Origin of the sequence: Rhizobium sp. IBUN (assembly GCF_000510625.1) — a bacterium.
Taxonomy (GTDB): Bacteria; Pseudomonadota; Alphaproteobacteria; order Rhizobiales; family Rhizobiaceae; genus Rhizobium; species Rhizobium altiplani.
Window position 1 is genome coordinate 29,490 of the sequence record NZ_AZNV01000042.1, and the last position, 18,305, is coordinate 47,794.

15 protein-coding genes are annotated in these 18,305 nt (G+C 58.1%); 7 read left to right on the forward strand and 8 right to left on the reverse strand.

All coding sequences use genetic code 11. The features are described from left to right. Positions 1 to 257: 257 nt before the first annotated feature. From RHIBUN_RS0127005 to RHIBUN_RS0127015, 3 genes are all read left to right on the forward strand, one after another. Positions 258 to 1,094 (forward strand): N-formylglutamate amidohydrolase, encoded by an 837-nt coding sequence (locus tag RHIBUN_RS0127005; protein WP_156932761.1) that lies wholly within the window; start codon positions 258 to 260, stop codon positions 1,092 to 1,094. Positions 1,095 to 1,258: 164 nt separating this feature from the next. After that, a complete protein-coding gene (locus RHIBUN_RS0127010; protein ID WP_348626002.1) occupies positions 1,259 to 2,977 on the forward strand; it encodes a flavohemoglobin expression-modulating QEGLA motif protein in 1,719 nt (572 codons plus the stop codon). Continuing rightward, entirely contained in the window at positions 2,978 to 4,021 is a 1,044-nt protein-coding gene (locus RHIBUN_RS0127015; protein WP_025661959.1) for a glutathione synthase, read from the forward strand. A gap of 101 nt (positions 4,022 to 4,122) precedes the next feature. Here the strand turns inward: RHIBUN_RS0127015 and RHIBUN_RS0127020 are convergent, their stop codons facing one another. From RHIBUN_RS0127020 to RHIBUN_RS0127055, 6 genes are all read right to left on the reverse strand, one after another. Next, the gene (locus RHIBUN_RS0127020; protein ID WP_025661960.1) at positions 4,123 to 5,349 is read right to left on the reverse strand and encodes an SLC13 family permease; all 1,227 of its coding nucleotides are present in this window, start codon (positions 5,347 to 5,349) and stop codon (positions 4,123 to 4,125) included. A 677-nt stretch (positions 5,350 to 6,026) separates the two neighbouring features. Next, positions 6,027 to 7,427, reverse strand: a complete 1,401-nt coding sequence (locus RHIBUN_RS0127030; RefSeq protein ID WP_025661961.1) for a CehA/McbA family metallohydrolase — start codon at positions 7,425 to 7,427, stop codon at positions 6,027 to 6,029. Positions 7,428 to 7,433: 6 nt separating this feature from the next. Then, positions 7,434 to 8,534: an ABC transporter ATP-binding protein gene (locus RHIBUN_RS0127035; RefSeq protein ID WP_025661962.1), complete on the reverse strand. Its 1,101-nt coding sequence runs from the start codon at positions 8,532 to 8,534 to the stop codon at positions 7,434 to 7,436. Between the two features lie 13 nt (positions 8,535 to 8,547). After that, positions 8,548 to 9,378 carry a carbohydrate ABC transporter permease gene (locus tag RHIBUN_RS0127040; protein ID WP_018857924.1) on the reverse strand — a complete coding sequence of 277 codons (831 nt, stop codon included), beginning with the start codon at positions 9,376 to 9,378 and terminating at the stop codon, positions 8,548 to 8,550. After that, a complete protein-coding gene (locus RHIBUN_RS0127045) occupies positions 9,378 to 10,286 on the reverse strand; it encodes a sugar ABC transporter permease (RefSeq protein ID WP_025661963.1) in 909 nt (302 codons plus the stop codon). Before RHIBUN_RS0127045 ends, RHIBUN_RS0127040 begins: the two co-directional genes overlap by 1 nt. Positions 10,287 to 10,363: 77 nt before the next feature. Then, positions 10,364 to 11,728 (reverse strand): extracellular solute-binding protein, encoded by a 1,365-nt coding sequence (locus RHIBUN_RS0127055; protein WP_025661964.1) that lies wholly within the window; start codon positions 11,726 to 11,728, stop codon positions 10,364 to 10,366. Positions 11,729 to 12,000: 272 nt separating this feature from the next. On the opposite strand from RHIBUN_RS0127055, the gene RHIBUN_RS0127060 reads away from it, so the two are divergent. Beyond that, the gene (locus RHIBUN_RS0127060; protein ID WP_025661965.1) at positions 12,001 to 13,038 is read left to right on the forward strand and encodes a LacI family DNA-binding transcriptional regulator; all 1,038 of its coding nucleotides are present in this window, start codon (positions 12,001 to 12,003) and stop codon (positions 13,036 to 13,038) included. A 29-nt stretch (positions 13,039 to 13,067) separates the two neighbouring features. Beyond that, on the forward strand, positions 13,068 to 15,005 hold the full coding sequence (locus tag RHIBUN_RS0127065; protein ID WP_025661966.1) for a DUF5054 domain-containing protein: 1,938 nt from the start codon (positions 13,068 to 13,070) through the stop codon (positions 15,003 to 15,005). A gap of 301 nt (positions 15,006 to 15,306) precedes the next feature. Here RHIBUN_RS0127065 and RHIBUN_RS0127070 read toward each other — a convergent pair whose 3' ends face one another. Beyond that, entirely contained in the window at positions 15,307 to 16,446 is a 1,140-nt protein-coding gene (locus RHIBUN_RS0127070; RefSeq protein WP_025661967.1) for a Fic family protein, read from the reverse strand. Positions 16,447 to 16,852: 406 nt separating this feature from the next. On the opposite strand from RHIBUN_RS0127070, the gene RHIBUN_RS0127075 reads away from it, so the two are divergent. Then, on the forward strand, positions 16,853 to 17,107 hold the full coding sequence (locus RHIBUN_RS0127075) for a type II toxin-antitoxin system prevent-host-death family antitoxin (RefSeq protein ID WP_025661968.1): 255 nt from the start codon (positions 16,853 to 16,855) through the stop codon (positions 17,105 to 17,107). Next, a complete protein-coding gene (locus RHIBUN_RS0127080) occupies positions 17,104 to 17,526 on the forward strand; it encodes a type II toxin-antitoxin system VapC family toxin (RefSeq protein ID WP_018857931.1) in 423 nt (140 codons plus the stop codon). Before RHIBUN_RS0127075 ends, RHIBUN_RS0127080 begins: the two co-directional genes overlap by 4 nt. 45 nt (positions 17,527 to 17,571) lie before the next feature. Here RHIBUN_RS0127080 and RHIBUN_RS0127085 read toward each other — a convergent pair whose 3' ends face one another. Beyond that, positions 17,572 to 17,727 (reverse strand): hypothetical protein, encoded by a 156-nt coding sequence (locus RHIBUN_RS0127085; protein ID WP_245271729.1) that lies wholly within the window; start codon positions 17,725 to 17,727, stop codon positions 17,572 to 17,574. Positions 17,728 to 18,305 lie beyond the last annotated feature (578 nt).

Sequence of the window (18,305 nt, forward strand, 5' to 3'; positions counted from 1 at the left end):
CCGCCGTCCACGCCGATCGACCGCTATTTTTCCCCCCAGCGGAACCGGCTCCGCGGCAACTGCGTTCTTCGAGCAGGCATTTGAAGCCAAACGGCCATTGCGTTTCAACGGGGAGGCGATCCCACATGGAGCAGCGACCGGTTCTCGTTTTAGGGGCCACGCCAATCGGCGCTTGGCAGACGATGATCAACTCTGGCCCGTACACGTGCATTCTGTTCTGCGCGGCCACGAGGTTCCCGTAACTTGAGGCGGAGTCAATGCAGAGAGGCTCTATGGCGATAGAGAACGTCGAGGTTCCAAAGGGGGAGAATTCCGATCCTCTGTGGAGTCTCACGAGAAGTCAGTCGCCCATTATTGGAACGGCGATCCATGACGGCAGCCATGTTCGGAGAAGTCTGCGTTCTCGATACGCCTTGAACGAGGTCGAGCGTCTTCGCGAAGAAGACCCGTTCACGGCGAGTTTGATCAGGGGCTTGCCAAACCAGATTGTATTTCACCGTTCCCGATTTGAAATCGATCTCAACCGAAGCCGTGACCAGGCTGTTTATCTTCGCCCCGAGCAGGCATGGGGGCTGACAGTTTGGAAAGAGAGCCTTCCGCAATCGGAACATCGCAGGTCATTGCTTATCCATGACGACTACTATGAGATGCTTCGCTTCTTTCTCGACGGCATCCAGCGGTACCACAAGCACTTCGTGCTCCTTGACGTGCACAGTTATAATTATCGTCGAGCGGATCCGGACACGCCAACGCCCCAGGATCAGGCGCCCGACGTCAATATCGGTACGTTCTCCATGGATCGAGAACGATGGGTCCATGTAGTCGAGCCATTGATGGATCACTTCCGATCCTTCGGCGTTGGCGGCAGGCGGCTTGACGTGCGGGAGAACGTTGCCTTTCACGGAAAGGGAGAACAGGCGCGGTTCGTCCATGAACAATATCCGGGAATCGGTTGCGCGATCGCCATTGAGTTCAAGAAGATTTTCATGGACGAGTGGACGGGAAAGCCAGACAACTCAGCACTTCGTGAATTGCAGGAGGCGCTTACCTCGGCCGTTCCGCTTCTCGAGCGCGTTTTGAGGTCAACGTCATGACGAAACACGCGTCAGCGACCCAGGACGATTGGCTATGTGATATCAAGCAGTCGCTTCGCGACGACAAACCGATCCGAAGGGAATTCCCCGAAGGTGGTCGCTTGCATATCGATCGACGACTCCCCTTTCTTTTCGTTCATATCAACACAGGAAAGGAGGAGGATGTGGCGCAAGCCGTAGTTCAGGCCAGTGCTTCCTATCTCCTTGCATCGGACCCTCAGGAGGTCGTGTCGATTATCGAGGCGATCGCCGCGGTCGCGGTCGAGCAGTTCGGGGCCCTCCTTGTCGTTCGAAGCAGTGAGCTCGAGCGTGACCGGTTTCTTACCGATGACGCTCCCTATCTCCCGCCGTTTGAGGTTTCCGTTTGGTCATCCGAGAATGCCGCCCTTGCAAAGACGATTTTCTCGAAGACCATTATGGCGAGCGAGGCGAGATTCCGCACGCCGAGAGTCCTCGAGCGGAATATCCCCACTTCGACCATTGACGCACAGATTGCGGCCATGCCCGGCTGCGCCATACTTGGTGTTGAGTTCGCGCCGATCTACCGGACGCCCGAATCCAGGGAGATTTACCCTGAAGTTCGCGACCAATTGGTCTCGACGCTGTTCGACGCCGCGCTCCGCGCGTGTGGCGCCTTTCTGGAAACCAAGAAACTTGTCAAGCTTGCGTCGTATCGGTCCCTTGGCAGACGTGCCTTCGTCGACGCTGTCAGTCGCGTCGACAGAAGCATAGACGAGATTGCATCGCTCTTCGACGTTCTCCTTGCCGTCACCCCCATCAACGCAAGGCAAGCATTTCACGAATTCAGGTTGGCCGGGTTTGAAAGCGAGCCGGTCTTTCTATACCGCCCGCTGACGACCCAGGTGGAAAATGCGAAGCATCGGCTCTTCGCTATCTCCTTTGACCAAATGGAGGATCCGGTCCTATACGACCTCTGCCGGGAAAAGCAGCGTGAAGTCGACTTGCAACTTTCGCTGATTGCTGCGCGCCAGACCAAGAGCTTCGTTGAGTTTGGCAGGGCGCTTTATGGTCCGGTCGAGCATTCGCTTTTGCTCGAAGCCGAGGATATTCTTGGAATGCTCGCGGACGAGTATCCTGTGGATCATCTTAAGTCGCGTTCCAATATTCCCACCGCTGATGCCGACTATGTGGAACGACGTGCGGAAGCCATGATTAATCGTTACCGAACGGTCTGGCCGGACTTCAAGGCAAGCATTGTGCTTCGCGATGACCTCCCTTCTGGCCTGATGGTGACCAATCATCGTCTCTTCATTTCGAGGTCGACGATCATGGACCGACGACGTGTCGAGTCGCTTCTTGCGCACGAAATCGGAGTTCATCTCCTCACCTATTTTAATGGTTCCTCTCAAGGGCTGCGGCTCTTTCGCTCCGGGCTGTCCGGATACGAAGGCATGCAGGAGGGGCTGGCGGTTTTCGCTGAGTACCTCTCGGGTGGCCTCACTGCCGAGCGGCTTAAGCTGATAGCTGCGAGGGTCGTCGCATGCGCTTACATGCTCTCGGGGCTAAGCTTCGCCGAAACGTTCCGTCGGCTCGTTTCCAACTACAAATTCTCCGATCACGGGGCATTCAACCTTGCACTGCGTGTTTACCGCGGCGGCGGATTGGCCAAGGATGCGATCTACTTGAGAGGCCTCCTTCAACTGCTGGACCATCTGAAACACGGTGGCGCGCTCGAGCCGTTCTGGATGGGCAAAATCGCTTCCTCCCATTTCGCCGTTATGGAAGAGCTTGCACTACGCGGACTGCTCAAGCCGCCGAGCGTCCATCCGCTGTTTCTGGAGACTGCTGAAGGCCGCGAACGACTTGACAGCGCAAGACAGGGATTGCGCCCAATCGACCTGGTTCAACCAAAGGAAGCCTAAATGCGAATAGCATTCTTCGTGAATTCGATCGAAAGCGAGGCGCCTTATTATACGACGACATCCCTCGCGATGGTCGCCAGCGCCCGTGGCCATGATGTTTGTTATGTCACGCCCGGGGATTTTGTGCTGCGATCCGACGACAGCCTGGCAGTCCGCGCAAGGGCCCCGAGTGGGGGCAAACCGAAGAATGAAGACACGTTCATTGCCGATCTCAATGAGAAGGCGCGCGTCGAAACGATTGACGTGAAAGAGGTGGACGTGCTGTTTTTGCGCAACGACCCTTCCCTTGATGCCGAGGAGCGACCCTGGGCCGCTCATGTCGGCGCGATGTTCGGGCGACTTGCCGTCGAGCGGGGCGTGCTGACGGTGAATGATCCCGACACCTTGATGAAGGCTCAGAACAAGCTCTATTTCCAAGACTTCCCCGAGGCTATTCGTCCCACGACACTGATCTCGAAAAGCCTGGACGAAATTAGAGCCTTCATCGACAGCCAGAAACGCGGTGTGATCCTGAAACCACTACAGGGATCGGGAGGCCGGCATGTATTCAGAATTAAATCCAGCAAGGAATCCAATCTCAATCAGATATTTGAAGCAGTCAGTGGCGAAGGGTATCTAATCGCCCAAGGTTACCTCCCGGATGCGGTTGATGGTGACGTCCGGTTGTTCCTGATGAACGGTCAACCTCTTGAAAAGGACGGCGCCTATGCGGCATTTCGCAGAGTTCCTGCGAAAGGAGAGGTCCGCTCCAATATCAGTGCCGCCGGAACAGCTGCCGCAGTAAAGATTACCCCCGAGATTCTTGACGTTGCCGAGACTGTCAGGCCCAAACTTGTCGCAGACGGGATGTTTCTCGTGGGCTTGGATATCATCGGTGACAAGATCCTCGAGATCAACGTCTTTACGCCGGGCGGACTGCGAAATCTCGAACAGCTCTATTCCGTGAACTTCTCGGCAACGGTTATCGAGGCTCTCGAAAGGAAGGTCAGTATTCGCCGGCACTACGGCTCCCAACTGTCGAACGCAGTGCTGGCGACGCTCTGACAAGGAGTCGCAGAAGACCTTTCGGCCTACTCGGCGATGTCGCGATGGGCGGGAATCGCCGTGCGACGAGCGGTGTTCGTTCGTGCCTCTGTCGGTTTTGATTACATCGGCATGTAGCCGCCCACCCAGAGCCAAAGCCCGGCAACCAGCATTGAGAGAATAGTGATTGGAATGCCCGTTTTGGCATGGTCGCGAAACGTCAGTTGGACGCCTTGGACGGCTGCTCGCTCAGCGACAATAAGGTTTGCGAGGCTGCCGACGAGGAGCAGGTTGCCGGCAAGTGTTGAAAGCATGGCGAGCCCAACTAAAGTCCCTTCCGGAATCCCATGCCAGACGTTCAAAATCATCACGACGGCAGGAACGTTGCCGATCGTGTTGCTGAGAAGCAGAGAAATTGGCACCAAGGATGAGATGCGGTTCGGTAAGAGGTTATAAGCCGTCAAGGTCTGTACAGCCTGTTCCGGAAACCCGGTTCGAGCGAATGCGTCGTTTATCACGAAGAGGGACGCAAATAGGATGAGCAGCGGCACGTCGATCTCATCGAGGAGCTGCCTGGTCGGCAGCGTTCGACTGACGATCAGGCAGGCGGCCACCAGAAGCGCTGAGATTTCCCGCGGGATCGGGGTCGCAAACAAGATGAGCAGTACGGCGATTGCCACACCGCAAGTTCCTACCTGGAACCGATCGAAGCGGACTGTCTCGATTGCAGCGTGCGCTGCAGGCGCGCCGAGGCTGGTGCGCCAAATGCGGGCCACGCATGCGTAGCAGATGATCAGAGCCATAAGCGACGGGATGGCCGCGTCGGTGAAATAACCCCAAAAGCTAAGGTCACCCGCCTGCCCGATGAGGATGTTTTGAGGATTTCCGATCAAGGTCGCGGCCGAGCCGGCATTGCTCGCCGCAGCAAGCCCAAACAGAAACGGGCGAGGATCGAGCTTGCGCGCCGCGAGCCCGGAACATAGCAGCGGGGTCATTGCGAAGACAACGATATCGTTGACGAGAAAGGCGGAAAGGATGCCGCCGATCGCTATTGTAAGGGCCAGCAGGCGGCGCGGCTTCCCGGCCTGAGTGGCGATCCACATGGCGACCGCGCCGTAAAACCCACTGGCGCCGACTCTTGCGGATACGATCATCAATCCACCGAGCAGTAGCAGCGTCGGAAAGTCAATGGCGTCGTCCACAGCATCGCTCGGAATCGCGCCGATGGCGACCAGTATAACGGCCACAATAAGCGCAATGCCGGCTCGGTCGATGCGAAGGCCAGGCACGCGCCCGAGCGCCATTCCGACGTAAGTAAGCCCAAAAAGAATAAGGACGAGATCGGTCATTGTAGGACCTGCTCCGAGGAAGGAGGCGAATTGTCGCGCGCAGCTATCCTAGCGGTAGTTGCATGAGACTTGCCGACGCCTGTTGGTTGGAGAATTTTTGCCGGGTCTCCCAGGCTCCATAGCATGCATTGAACGTTCGCATCGAAATGTAACCACGTTTTTGACGCCATGAAACCACTGAGTTAGCTTCTTGTGAACTGGGCTTTCCTTCGTGTGGACCACGGCTGCACCTTGGGGCAAGCTCAGATTCGTGGGTGCCGTCCTTGAACGAACTGCTGCGATCGGTTGGTACAGCCGAATGCCATGAAGCGTGTCGAAAAAACCATTGCATCCGCGCACTTCTCAGCTGCGGGTCATGCAGCGAAAGTGCATCGACCTTGAGAACGAGGGTCGCGGCCTCCTGGAAGTCTTCGACTTCCAATCGGTTATCGGGATCACTCGCAGTCTGAATTGCGGCTTGTGATCGCCTTCTGCTGGAGAGGATGGGGTCGCAATGGTGCGGGCTAAAGGAAACCTGGTGCTATTCTCGCCACCGACGTGGCTGGCGGTAGCCGCCTCATAGGGATCGACGAGGTGGGGGACGTTTTCACGGCTGACCGGCATTCACAGGCGTAAATTCCTAGATGACGAAGATGCTGCAATTATATCCGTGTCGAACCCGGCGGGCGGCGCTCCTGTCACCATTCCACATAGACCGGGTTGCTGATCGCCCGGCGGATCGGTTGGCTTGCCATATCGACGCTCTGGAGTTGCCAAGGGAGCGAACGTCCTTCGAGTGCCGCGGAGAATTCGGAAATCAAGCCTTCGCGGCTTGCAGCAGCGATGATTTCAGTGCGCAGGAAAGCCTTCGGCCTGCCGGTGAAACCACCGGTCCAATCATCGGAACCTATCATCTCGGTCGAAAGTATGCCGGTCGCGTCGATCCATACGAGCGTATCACCTTTTGCGCGTTTCGTTTCCGCCGTTGCGGTAACGTCGGCGTGCGTCGTCGACCCCATCGGCTGGCCGTTGACGGTCAGAGCAAGGTGCGGACCGGTTGGGCTTTCTGTTACGAAACCACGCCCGGCCTTCATGGCGGCGAGGATTGCGTCTTCTGAAAGTTCATCAAGCCATAGCACCGTCGTTGGGCGGGCGAGAGCCAGCGGTCCTTCCGGCATCAGCCGTGCAGGCTGATGAAAGTCGCTGCCGCCAATCGCTGAGATCTTGAGGCCAGAGGCGAGCCGGTCCTGATAACGGCCGAGCGATACCCAGTTCCAGGCCATCCAGTGAGATTGCCAGACTTCCATACAGTCGATCCTGGGCAGGTCATAGTCCCACTGGATCGTCGGTTTGTCGTGGTTGATCGAAAGAAGGCCACCATGGTCATGAACAAGACGCGACAGCGTATGGGCATGCTCCGGCTTCGTCATGCGGAAATCTATCCATTCATCGACGCCATAGACATTGGCATGTCCGACGGCGGTGGTGATTTCCATCGCGCGCACGAAAATCAGTTCCGGCGAGGAATGCGGATGGAAATAGCGTCGCTGAGTGATCGTGTTGTGGTCGGCAATCGCAAGGAAATCGAGGCCTGCCTGCTTGGCCGCTGCGTGCAGGAGTTCGGGCGAACCGGCCGCATCTGAATGATAGGTGTGGCAATGCAGGTCGCCGCGATACCAGCCCGCGCCCTGACGTACCGGGAATGTTCGCGCCGGCGGTGGCAAGAGTTCGCGCGATGCGCTGTCGAAGACGACTGTCAGCCGCACCTCGGCACCGTCGGGCGGTACCTTGTAGAGGCCGAGCATCACCTTCCATAGGCCGGCCGGGATTTCACCATGAATGTAGCCCGGCGTCGCATCATCGGTCGCAACGAAGAAACGATCCCGCGCCCCGCCGCTCCAGCCGCGAAAACCGGCCGTGGTCGGATAATCGCTGGCAAGGGGATCGAGCATTCCGAGATCGATGATGCAATCGTCAGCCTTCGGGTAGCTCATTGTCACGTCGATGCGTGTCGTGTCGGCGGGAATATCGACGGGCACGTAGAAATATGGATCGGCGGCCTGATCAGCAGGGGTCACGTGAACGGTGATTTCGACCATGACGGCTTACTCGCCTATTGCCGGAATACGGGCGCCGGTCTCGTCGAACAGCGTCACGTGGCGGGTATCGAAGGAGAGTGTGACCTGATCGCCGGTGCGTATTTCGTCGTCGGTGAAGATGCGCGCGGTCACCCGGCCGGAATCTGCTCGTTCCATCGTAACCAGACTTTCCGGCCCCATGTTCTCGTTGGCAAATAGCTTTCCGGCAATCGTATTGGCGTCGCCCGCTTCCGACATTCGTAGGTGTTCGGGGCGAACTCCGAGCGTCATCTTGCCTTTCGCCGCAGCCCTGGCGATGGCATCGGACACTGGGAGGCTGGGCAGGGTCAGGCCGTCCGCGCGCAACCGAAGTTGCCCGCCATCGACCATTGCCGCCACCGGCACCAGGTTCATCGGTGGATTGCCAACGAAGTTCGCCACGAATGTCGTTGCCGGCCGGCGATAAATCTCGATTGGCGGCGCGAACTGCACGATCCGGCCCTTGTCCATGACGGCGATGCGGGTCGCAAGCGCCATGGCCTCGGCCTGATCGTGGGTCACGTAGACGGCGGTCATGCCCATGTCGCGCTGCAAGTGGTTGAGGAAACCGCGGGCCTCGAGGCGGAGCTTGGCATCGAGGTTTGAAAGCGGCTCGTCGAAGAGATAGACTTGGCTCGGATAGACGAGCGCACGAGCAAGCGAGGTGCGCTGCTGTTGACCACCGGAAATCTGACTCGGCAGTCGCCTCATCAGGTCACCGATCTTCAGGACGTCGGCCACTTCTCTGGCGCGTGCACGTCGCTTGTCCTCGGTCTCGCCGCGCACCTTCAGCGGATAGGCGATATTGTCGGCGAGATTCATATGCGGATAAAGCGCATAGTCCTGAAAGACCATCGAGATCTGCCGATCCTTGGGATGCAGATAGGTGACGTCCTTGCCGCCGATCAGGACCTTGCCGGCGGAGGGAGTTTCAAGGCCGGCAATCATTCGCAGGCTGGTCGTCTTGCCGCAGCCGGAAGGGCCGAGCAGGCAGACGAATTCGCCATCGGCGATCGAGAAGCTGATGTCCGGCACCGCGGTAAACGAACCGAATGTTTTGGAGACGTTCTGGAATTCGACTGAAGCCATGAGAAAGGTCCAATTACGACTTGATGCCGCCGAAGAACCGGAAGCCGAACTTCCAGTTGACGAATAGGTAAAGCACAATGACGGGCAGCGAGTAGATGAGCGAATAGGCGGCGAGCAACGTGACAATCGGCGTACCTGCCTCCGAATAGAAGGAATAGATCGCGACTGAAGCCGGCATCAGCGTGTCCTTGCGCAGCAGGATGAACGGGATGAGGAAACTTCCCCAGATGTTCACGAAGGCCCAGACGACGACCACGACGATCCCGGGCCGGATGACCGGCAGCGCCACATCGAAAAAAGCCTGGATCGGTGAGGCGCCGGCCACCATGGCGCTTTCCTCATAGGATCGCGGAATGGCGTCGATGAAGTCACGCAGGATAAACATGGCGGTCGGCAACAGCCCGCCAGCGAACACCAGGATGACGGCGAGATGCGTGTCGATCAGTCCGATTGCCGAGATGATCAGGAAGATCGGCACCATGGCTGCCGAGCCGGACACGACCGAGGAGAAAAGCAAGAGGATATAGGTGACCGCGCCCTTGCCGGGAATGGACGATCGCGACAGCGCATAGGCGGCAAGTGTGGCCGCGCCGCCCACCAGAATGACACCCCCAAAGGCCTGGATCAGGCTGTTCAAGAGCGCGTGCATCGCGAAGCTGTTCTGGAACACCGTCACGAAATTGGACAGCGTGAACGGCGAGGGAATGGCAAGGCCGAGTTCGGCACGCGCATTGAATGGTGCGAAGATGAACCACACAAGCGGCAGGGCGAAGACCACGCCGATCAGCGAGGCGACGACGGAAAAGACCGCGCGGCGCATATAGATGCTGCGGGAAATCTGCATCACTCGGCCTCCGCCTTCTTCTTCTTGGCGATTTGCAGGTAGACAAGTGCGAAGGCGAGGTTGATCAGCATGATGATGACACCGACTGCCGCGCCGCGACCGAATTCGAAGTCCTTGAAGGCAACCCGGTAGGTGTAGATCGACAGCAGCTCGGTCCGGTATGAGGGGCCGCCGCTGGTCAGCAGGAAGGGCGTGAAGACGTTGAATGTCCACATGGTGATAAGGATGAGATCTGTCACCACATGGCCGCGTATCAGCGGCAGGGCGATATCGCGCAGTTTCTGCCACGAACTCGCACCGGCAACATCGGCCGCCTGAAAATAGCTCGGCGGTATCGACTGGAAGGCGGAGTTGAACAGCATCATGGAGAAGGCCGCGCCCCGCCAGGTGTTGAAGACCACGATGACCCAGAAAGGCTGTTGCAGCAGCAGGTCGGCCTGCGGCAGACCGAGGCAGCGCATGATCATGTTCAGTGTACCATTGTCGTAATCGAGAAAGGCGAACCAGGCGAAGCCGATCACCACTTCCGGCAGGATCCAGGCAGCGATGACAGCCGTCTGCAGGAAATTCTTGAGCGTCGGCGAGACGGACTGGCTGAGCCAGGCAAGGATGAGCCCGAGCAAGGCCTGGCCGATCAGTGCCGAAAATAACACGAACTGGACCGTCAGGATCAGCGAAAAGCCGAACTGGCCGCGCGTAAAGAACGTCGCGGGGTTGAACAGCGTAAAATAGTTCTGCAGCCCGACAAAATCGGGATCGACGGCCGTGCGGCCGAGTAGCGTTTTGTTTGTGAAGGAAACGACGATCACCCAGAAGAACGGGATGATGACGAAAACGCCGACCAGCGCGGCGGCGGGAGCGAGAAACACCGCGCCCGCGCGCGTGGAAAGCAGGGAGAATTTTTTCATGCGCGATTACCCCGTGGCAGCGCCTGCCGCGACGCGGAGGCCGGACTTGGCGACCGGCCTCCGTTTGATTTTGGTGATCAGAGACGGCTGATCGTGTTCTCTTCGCCCACGATGGCGGTGACTGCTTCCTTGTACTGCTTCATCGCGGCTTCCGGTGTCAGTTCGCCTGAAACGACGGCCTCGGTCATGCGCTGGATTTCGGCGGAGACCTTGTTGTAGTTGGCGTCGTTCGGTCGGGCTGTCGTGAACGGCAGCAGCGTCTTGGCGGTTTCGGTCAGGAACGGCGAATTCGGGATCGCGACATCGTCGCGAATGCGGATGGCCGGCTGGATCTCCTGAAAGGCGGTGAGCTGTTCCTGGCTGTTCATGAAGGAGAGCAGCGCCCAGGACTCTTTCGGCGCGTCCGTATGCGGATTGATGACGAACCCCGTACCGCCGGAAATGGTGACGAAATCCTGGCCGCGCAGGCCACGGCCCGGCTGTTCGGACGGCATCTTCTTCCAAGTCATCACATTGTCGCGGTCCGCGACCGCAAATTCCGCGCCCGGCTTGGTAACGGAACGATAGAACCAGTCGCTTTCGATCAACATCGCCGTCTTGCCATCGCGAAAGTTCGCGAAGGTGCGATTGCGGCCATCGCCAAGCATCTGGGCGCGTTGATCGCCAAGCTTGTCGTCGACATAGACGGTCTTGTAGAGATTGAGCGTGTCCAGAATGCCCTGGCTCGAAACGATATATTTGCCGCTCTCGTCAGTCACCTGCTCGCCGGTGCCGAGCAAAGCCATCCAGTAGCCCTGCATCGTGGTGGCTTCGCCCATCGAGACGCCGGCATTGATCTGTAGTGGGAAACTCGCTGGATCAGCCGCCTTCAGCTTACGGGCGGCGTCGAGCAGTTCGGCCCAGGACTTCGGCTGCCAGCCGTCGGCGTCAATACCTGCCTTCTTGAACAGGTCCTTGCGTACGAAAATCATACGGGCATCGGTGCCGAGCGCGATGCCATAGGGCTTGCCCTGATAGCTCATCAGCGCCTTGGTGCCGTCGGAAATATGGCCCCAACCATCCCATTTTTCGACATCGGCGCCGCCGATCTCATCGAGCGGCTTCAGGAGGCCGCCCTGAACGAAGCTTGGAATGAGGAAGCCGTCGAAGCCGGAAACGTCAGCGCCAGCGCCGCTGGAAAAGTCCAGCGCGAGCTGCTGGGTCAGCTGCTCGTCAGCTCCCCCGAATTGATTGAGCTTGACGGTGACATTCTTGCCGTCTGCCTTCATCTTTGCGGTAAAGGCGGGAATGACCTTCTTCTCGATCCATTCCGCCATGCCGCTGTTGACGCCGCCGATGACGCAGCGGCAGGTAATGTTGAGTTCCGTCGCCGCCATGGCCTGGCTCGACAGCGCAATCACCGCCGAAGCGCCCAGCAACAGAAAACGTATGCTCTTGCGCATGTGAATTCCTCCCGAATTGGTCCGTTACCGGACAAGTTGGTTCGGTGCATTCGGACCGCCGGAACCCTCCTCCCGGCGTGCCTCGCCTCACCCGGCCCTAGAGTGAACACGTTTTCACTTTTGTCAACAGTGCCTTCGAGACGAGAGATCGATTTTGACCCCACAAGTACACAGGTAGCGCGTTTGCCAGCAGGAATCGCATCGCTGGCCCTTGACGCACTATTGTTTAGGTTCCAAGGTAATGAACACGTTTTCATTTTGTTGATGCATTGATGACCGAACGAAATGACAGAAAAAGCGCCCGTGCCACGGCGGATCTCGTGGCCCGAGAAGCGAATGTCTCGCGCGTCGCCGTGTCCCGCGCTTTCAATCCGAATGCATCGTTGAAGCCGGAAAAGCGCGACCGAATCCTGCAGATTGCCCGCGAATTGAATTACACGCCGGACATGGCGGCACGATCGCTTGTTACCCGCCGCTCGCATCTCGTTGGCATGATCGTGCCTGATGTCTGTTCACCCTGGGAAAGCCAGGAGATCGACGCGCTGACGACGGCACTGCAGGGCGAAGGCTTCGCGACCTTGCTGTTCAAGGCCAAGGCCGATTTCAGCATGGACCAGACACTGCTGACCTACATGCGCGGCTTCAACCCCGATTCTGTGATCGCCTTCACGGAAAATGTCGATGCCGACGTTTTGACAGGCTTTCTCGACCGCGCCGTGCCGATCTATGTGATCTACGACGACGGTGCGCAATTTGCCGACACATCCGCCAGTCTTTATGACCGGCTGCTGGTGCGCCAGCGGGACGGTATCGAGCAGGCCGTTGCACTGCTACAGGGATACGGCGTGCGTCGCGTTGCCTATCTCGGCGGCAAGCGCCAGTCGCTCGCCAACCGCGAGCGCGAGCGGATGATCACCAAAATCCTCGTCGAGCGCGGTATGCAGCCGCCGACAGTCATCGACGGCGATTATACCTACGATACCGCGTATCGCGCCACGCTCGACCTTTTCCGGGTCGAGGACGGTGCGGACGCGATCTTTGCCGCCAATGACGTCGGCGCATTCGGGGCGATTGATGCCCTGCGACACGATCTTGGCCTTTCGGTGCCGGGAGACGTCAGCGTCATCGGATTCGACGACATTCCGCAGTCGCACTGGAAAGCTTACAATCTCACGACCGTCCGGATCGATCTCGAGGACCGTGTGCTCGCCCTCGTTCGCCTCATTCTCCGGCGTCTGAGGAATCCCGACGACGGTCCATTGACCGAAACGCTCGGCACCCGGCTCGTCGTGCGTGGCACAGTGGGTTGATTGAAATTGATCGGCTGATTGAAATGGAAATGACAGAAAAGCGCGTGCATCTGGTCTTCAAGACGCATCTCGACATCGGCTTCACGGATCACGCGGAAAAGGTCCGCAAACAGTATCACGACCGGTTCATTCCTCAGGCAATCGAGACGGGCGCGCACTTCTTCGCCGAGAACCCGGATGAGCCGCGCTTCATCTGGACGACCGGCGCCTGGCTGATCTGGGATCATTTGAATTCCCGCTCGCCGGCAGAGGTCAAGCGGCTGGAACAGGCGATCGAGCACGGTCTCATCCGCTGGCACGGCCTGCCCTACACGACCCATACGGAACTGATGTCGCCGGCGCTTTTCCGTGCCGGCCTCTCCTATTCGCGGGAACTCGACCGGCGTTTCGGCAAGAGGACGATCGCTGCCAAGATGACCGATGTGCCGGGTCATACGCTCGGGATGGTGCCGATGCTCGCCGAGGCCGGCATTCGTTTCTTGCATCTGGGCGTCAACACAGCCTCTCCACCACCGAACGTGCCGGATGTCTTCCGCTGGCGAGCCCCGGGCGGCGAGGAGATCGTCGTCATGTACCAGCGTTCCTATGGCGAGACCTATTTTCCCGAAGGCATGAGCGACGCGCTGAGTTTTGCCCATACCAGCGACAACATCGGCCCGCAGAGCGTGGCTCAGACTGTGGACGTCTATCGCGAGATGCGCCACAAGGCGCCAGATGCTGTCATACGCGCCGCGACCCTCGAAGACTACGGCGCAATCCTCTGGGATGCCCGCGAACACTTCCCGGTGCTCGATATCGAACTCGGCGACAGCTGGATCCACGGAAGCGCCACGGATCCCCAAAAGACCGCCCGGTTCCTCGCATTGCAACGCCAGTATGACCGTTTCGCTGACGACGGGCTGACACCGAGCCGGCTCGCATTCGGGCGCGGCCTGGCAATGGTCGCCGAACACACGTGCGGCGTTGACATCAAGACCTATCTCCGGGACGACAAGGCCTGGTCGCGGAAGGACTTCGAAGTTGCGCGGGCATCCGATTACCGGTTTGCCTATTCGGAAGCTTCCTGGGCCGAGCAACGGGCCTATATCGACAAGGCTGTCTCGATGCTGGGGTGTGACGACCGCGAGATTGCCGAAGCGGCCATTTCCAGGCTCGCTGCACCCGCCCTGCCAGCGATTTCGGCTCGGGCCGGAACGATCAGTGCCGGCCGATGGGAAGCTCATGTCGACCCGGTAACCGGAGATCTCACGGCCCTTGTCACGCCCGCCGGGCGTACGATTGAAGGCCGAACTGACACGGAGGGACGACATTCTCTGGTCGCATACCGCTACGAGAGCTACGACGCCACCGACATGGCGCGGCATATGGACACCTATCTGACGCATCGGCAGGAATGGGCGATCCTCGACCACGACAAGCCGGGTCTTGCCGCTTCTGGAGCCGGTCTCTCCAAGGTCTTCGTGCCGGTGCTGACGGCTGCAGAGGGATCCTCCGCCGTCCTCTCCATGCCCAAACAGGCAAACGGGCAGTATGGAGCGCCGCCGATTTTGTCGCTGCATATGGAGGAGGGGGAGGGGTTGATTCTGGCGTTCGTGTTGCGCGGCAAGCCCGCGAACCGAATGCCGGAGGCAAGTTTCCTGTCTTTCACGCCGGCCGGCGCATCGGACTGGAGTTTCAACAAGATGGGCCTCTGGCACTCATCGGAGCGCATTGCCGAAAGTGGCGGGGCACAGCTTCAGGCGGTCGCTGCTGCGCGGGAGGCCTCCACTTTGACGATCGAGCCGCTGGATACACCGCTGGTGGCGCCGCAGAGCTGGGACTTCATGACCTTCTGCAAGACGCGCCCGAGCTTTGCCGAAGGCATCCGCTTCAATCTGCACAACAATAAGTGGGGAACCAATTTCCCCATGTGGTGCGAGGGCGATATCGTCGCCCGCTTCCGGATCACGGAATCCACCGGATACTGAAGTCTACAAAGTGAGAAACTGGTCCGGCCCACCTGATCGGAATTCACCGGCATTGCCGCGCCCCGCTCTTAAAGAGCTTCAGTCTTCAAGTATACAGGATTGATGGCTCAGATCTTATCAAGAGCACAACCCTGGCTGAAGGCACTTTACCGCAAAATCGAGGAACGCTCGTCGCTTCTGGTAGAGACAGACGCAGAGTAGTCGCAATAAGCGACCAACCCGGCAAACCGCCGGCGATCTCGTCTGATTGCTTCCATGGTGTACGGCTCACCGGAGGGTCTTGTGGCTGATCGGATCGATCTCACTCGGATCGCGAGGTGTGCGTCGGAAAGTCCATAACCAGTTCATAGGCTGTGCTGCGCCCACCAGCCTCACCTTTTTGCAGGATCCCTTTCGCCAACAGGTCCGCAATATCGCGAGACGCTGTGTCCTGGGATGCGTTCGTCAATTTCGCCCATTTCGTCGATGTAAGCTTGCCTTCGAAGTTTCCTTCTAGCAATCGGTTAAGGACCTTGGCTTGTCGCGGATTGAGATCGCCTGTGGCATGGGCTTGCCAGAAATCATTCTTCAGCATGACGTTGTCGAGGGTTAGCAACGCGTCGCCGACAGCATTGCCCAGACGATCCAGGAACCACCCGATCCAGCTCGTGATATCGAGAGCTTCCTTGCTCGTGATTGACTGCAGGGCTTCATAGTAGCCGAGGCGCGCTCTCTCGATCGCTGCAGACATGGAGTAAAGTCTCTGAGCGCCGCCATCACCGCGTGCGAGCACCATATCGGCGATTGCGCGGGTTATGCGGCCATTACCATCGCCAAAAGGGTGGATGGCGACGAACCAGAGGTGGGCGATCGCTGCCTTAACGAGAGGATCAAGGTCGTTCGATCCGTTAAACCATTCGAGGAAGGCTGACATCTCAGCGTCCATGCGATCTGCTGGTGGAGAAACATAGTGGACTTTCTCATGTCCGAATGCGCCGGAAACGATTTCCATGCGGCCGCCTGAGTCGTCGCGCCAATCGCCGACGCGAAGCCGGTGACCCCATTCGTTGCGGCCCGTCGGAAAAAGGGCCGCATGCCATTGAAACAGCCGCTCCGTCGTCAGTGGTTCCGAGCAATTGATTGTGGCATCGAGCGTGATATGGACGATCCCCTCAACCGAGCGGTCGGGCGTCACGAATCCGTCGATATCGATTCCGAGCCGCCGTGCCAGCGACGACCGCACCTGTTGTTCATCCAGCCGCACTCCCTCGATCGCCGACGACTTGACGACGTCGTCAGTTAGCGCTCGCAGAAAGGTCGCCTCGCGCGTACGAAAACCGAGGCTCTCCACACGGCCGATGAGGCGCCCCTGATCGAGGCGTACGGTTGCAAGTCTTGATGCAAGGTTATCGAATTTCCATTCGAAACGCGGCCAGTAGGCAGACTGCCATATATAGGTCATGTCTCAAGATAGGGTACGAATGCGGAGAATGGCAAGCATAATCTCCGCATTTATGCGGATATTGTTGAGGTTAATCTCCGCATTTTACTACTGTACGGTCATTTCGACCGATAGCGCCTGCCTCACTCAGCGTTACCTGACAACGAATGTCTGTGGTCCGGTGCGAGCAAAACGGACTCCAGCACCGTCCGCCGAAGGTGAGCGGAAACACCAGGTTTGGTAAATCTCGAACTTGGAAATCTGTGAGTCCCGTTACAGGTCATTGCCTAGCCTGGACAATTTGTTGTCAGAGGAAAACAAAACAAAGGGGTCATCAGTTCCAACCCGTTCACGGCGGCTAACTTGGATATTGCTCCACATTCAACCGTATCCTATATGTAGGTATGTTCCTACATGGAGGAATTCTATGAGCATCACAAGTTTGTCTAGCCGAGAGTTGAACCACGACGTGAGTAGGGCAAAGAAGGCTGCAAAAAAAGGACCTGTAGTTATTACAGATCGCGGGAAGCCGTCACATGTGTTGATGACGTACAGCGAATTCGTGCGCCTGACCGGCAAGCGCCGCAATCTCGTCGATGCTCTTTCAATGCCTGGTTTGTCGACGATCGAATTGGATCCGCCGAGAGCCGAAATTGCACCTCGCGAGGTCGATCTGTCTTGAAGTACCTGCTGGATACAAACGTCGTCTCCGAGTTGCGAAAAGTTGGAGACGGTAAAGCAGACGCCAATGTGACAAAGTGGGTCGGGGCGCAAGATTCAAATGACTTGTTCATTTCCGCGATTACGATCCTGGAAATTGAGCGCGGGATATTAACCATCCAACGTCGCGACGCCGCCCAGGGCTCTCGCTTGCGAGGATGGATGGATAGTCGTGTTCGCCCTGAATTCGCCGAGCGAGTTCTGCCAATCGATGACGCGATAGCGACGCGTTGTGCCCACTTACATATTCCAGACCGCCGCAACGAGGCTGATGCTTTGATCGCCGCTACCGCGCTGGTTCACGGTTTAACTGTAGTCACGCGTAATGTTCAGGATTTCGATGATACGGGCGTGATCGTCGTTGACCCGTGGCAAGACTGAACTCGGCGCGGGCACCCGCTAGGGATGTCCTTTTAATTCCTTAGATCACCCCAGAGTTTTTTGTGATCGCCAGAGGCTGGATAGCCCCTCAGGCGCGATCCGGCCGATAGAACGCCAAGCACCTTTGAATTCGTCGATTTCGGTGATCAGCGACAGGATTTCGGGCGTGATCCGCACGGTCGCCGTGTTTAGAAATTCCATATTCCCATCCAATTCTTGGGACACTGTCATGCACTATTTATCCATCCGTTTCCATCCAATTTCCACGAGATAGTTTGTCAGGTCTGTCAGTTGATCGCGAGCTAGATGACTGCCCAGACTTCACTCGAGCGGATTCAGACTTTTGCAGCGAGAGGACGACAGCTATCAGAAATTCGAGACAGATCTCCTATGTCATTGGCAAGGCACTGGCGGCCAAGGACGAGGACTGGGATTTCTAAGCCTCTGACGTCTCTAAGAGTTCGGATGAGATCGACGCGAAACAACAGTGGGTCGTAGGTTCGACCCCGCTCTAGTACTACAGTTGCGTTTTGTGTCTTGTTTTGTAGTGAGCGCTCATTGCGTAGGCTTGATGCTCTCGTCGCCAGAGTGACCATGCGAGAACGAAGGCCGTCCTGATCGGCGGTCGCAGTAGGAGCCGGGTGATCAGATAGCGGATCTCTGCGACGCTTGGTAGAAGCGCAAGTTTGTTGGTCAGGCGGCGATTGGCGGGTTTGGACTCGTTTCGTTCGGTTTGCCACCGGCGCTGCGGCGCAGGTCGGAGCCCAACTTAGCAAGGA

Coding starts and splice junctions, on each gene's coding strand:
- RHIBUN_RS0127075 (WP_025661968.1), top strand. CDS start 16,853: ATGAGCATCACAAGTTTGTCTAGCCGAGAGTTGAACCACGACGTGAGT.
- RHIBUN_RS0127040 (WP_018857924.1), bottom strand. CDS start 9,378: ATGCAGATTTCCCGCAGCATCTATATGCGCCGCGCGGTCTTTTCCGTC.
- RHIBUN_RS0127065 (WP_025661966.1), top strand. CDS start 13,068: ATGACAGAAAAGCGCGTGCATCTGGTCTTCAAGACGCATCTCGACATC.
- RHIBUN_RS0127070 (WP_025661967.1), bottom strand. CDS start 16,446: ATGACCTATATATGGCAGTCTGCCTACTGGCCGCGTTTCGAATGGAAA.
- RHIBUN_RS0127020 (WP_025661960.1), bottom strand. CDS start 5,349: ATGACCGATCTCGTCCTTATTCTTTTTGGGCTTACTTACGTCGGAATG.
- RHIBUN_RS0127045 (WP_025661963.1), bottom strand. CDS start 10,286: ATGAAAAAATTCTCCCTGCTTTCCACGCGCGCGGGCGCGGTGTTTCTC.
- RHIBUN_RS0127005 (WP_156932761.1), top strand. CDS start 258: ATGCAGAGAGGCTCTATGGCGATAGAGAACGTCGAGGTTCCAAAGGGG.
- RHIBUN_RS0127035 (WP_025661962.1), bottom strand. CDS start 8,534: ATGGCTTCAGTCGAATTCCAGAACGTCTCCAAAACATTCGGTTCGTTT.
- RHIBUN_RS0127085 (WP_245271729.1), bottom strand. CDS start 17,727: ATGGAATTTCTAAACACGGCGACCGTGCGGATCACGCCCGAAATCCTG.
- RHIBUN_RS0127060 (WP_025661965.1), top strand. CDS start 12,001: ATGACCGAACGAAATGACAGAAAAAGCGCCCGTGCCACGGCGGATCTC.
- RHIBUN_RS0127015 (WP_025661959.1), top strand. CDS start 2,978: ATGCGAATAGCATTCTTCGTGAATTCGATCGAAAGCGAGGCGCCTTAT.
- RHIBUN_RS0127030 (WP_025661961.1), bottom strand. CDS start 7,427: ATGGTCGAAATCACCGTTCACGTGACCCCTGCTGATCAGGCCGCCGAT.
- RHIBUN_RS0127055 (WP_025661964.1), bottom strand. CDS start 11,728: ATGCGCAAGAGCATACGTTTTCTGTTGCTGGGCGCTTCGGCGGTGATT.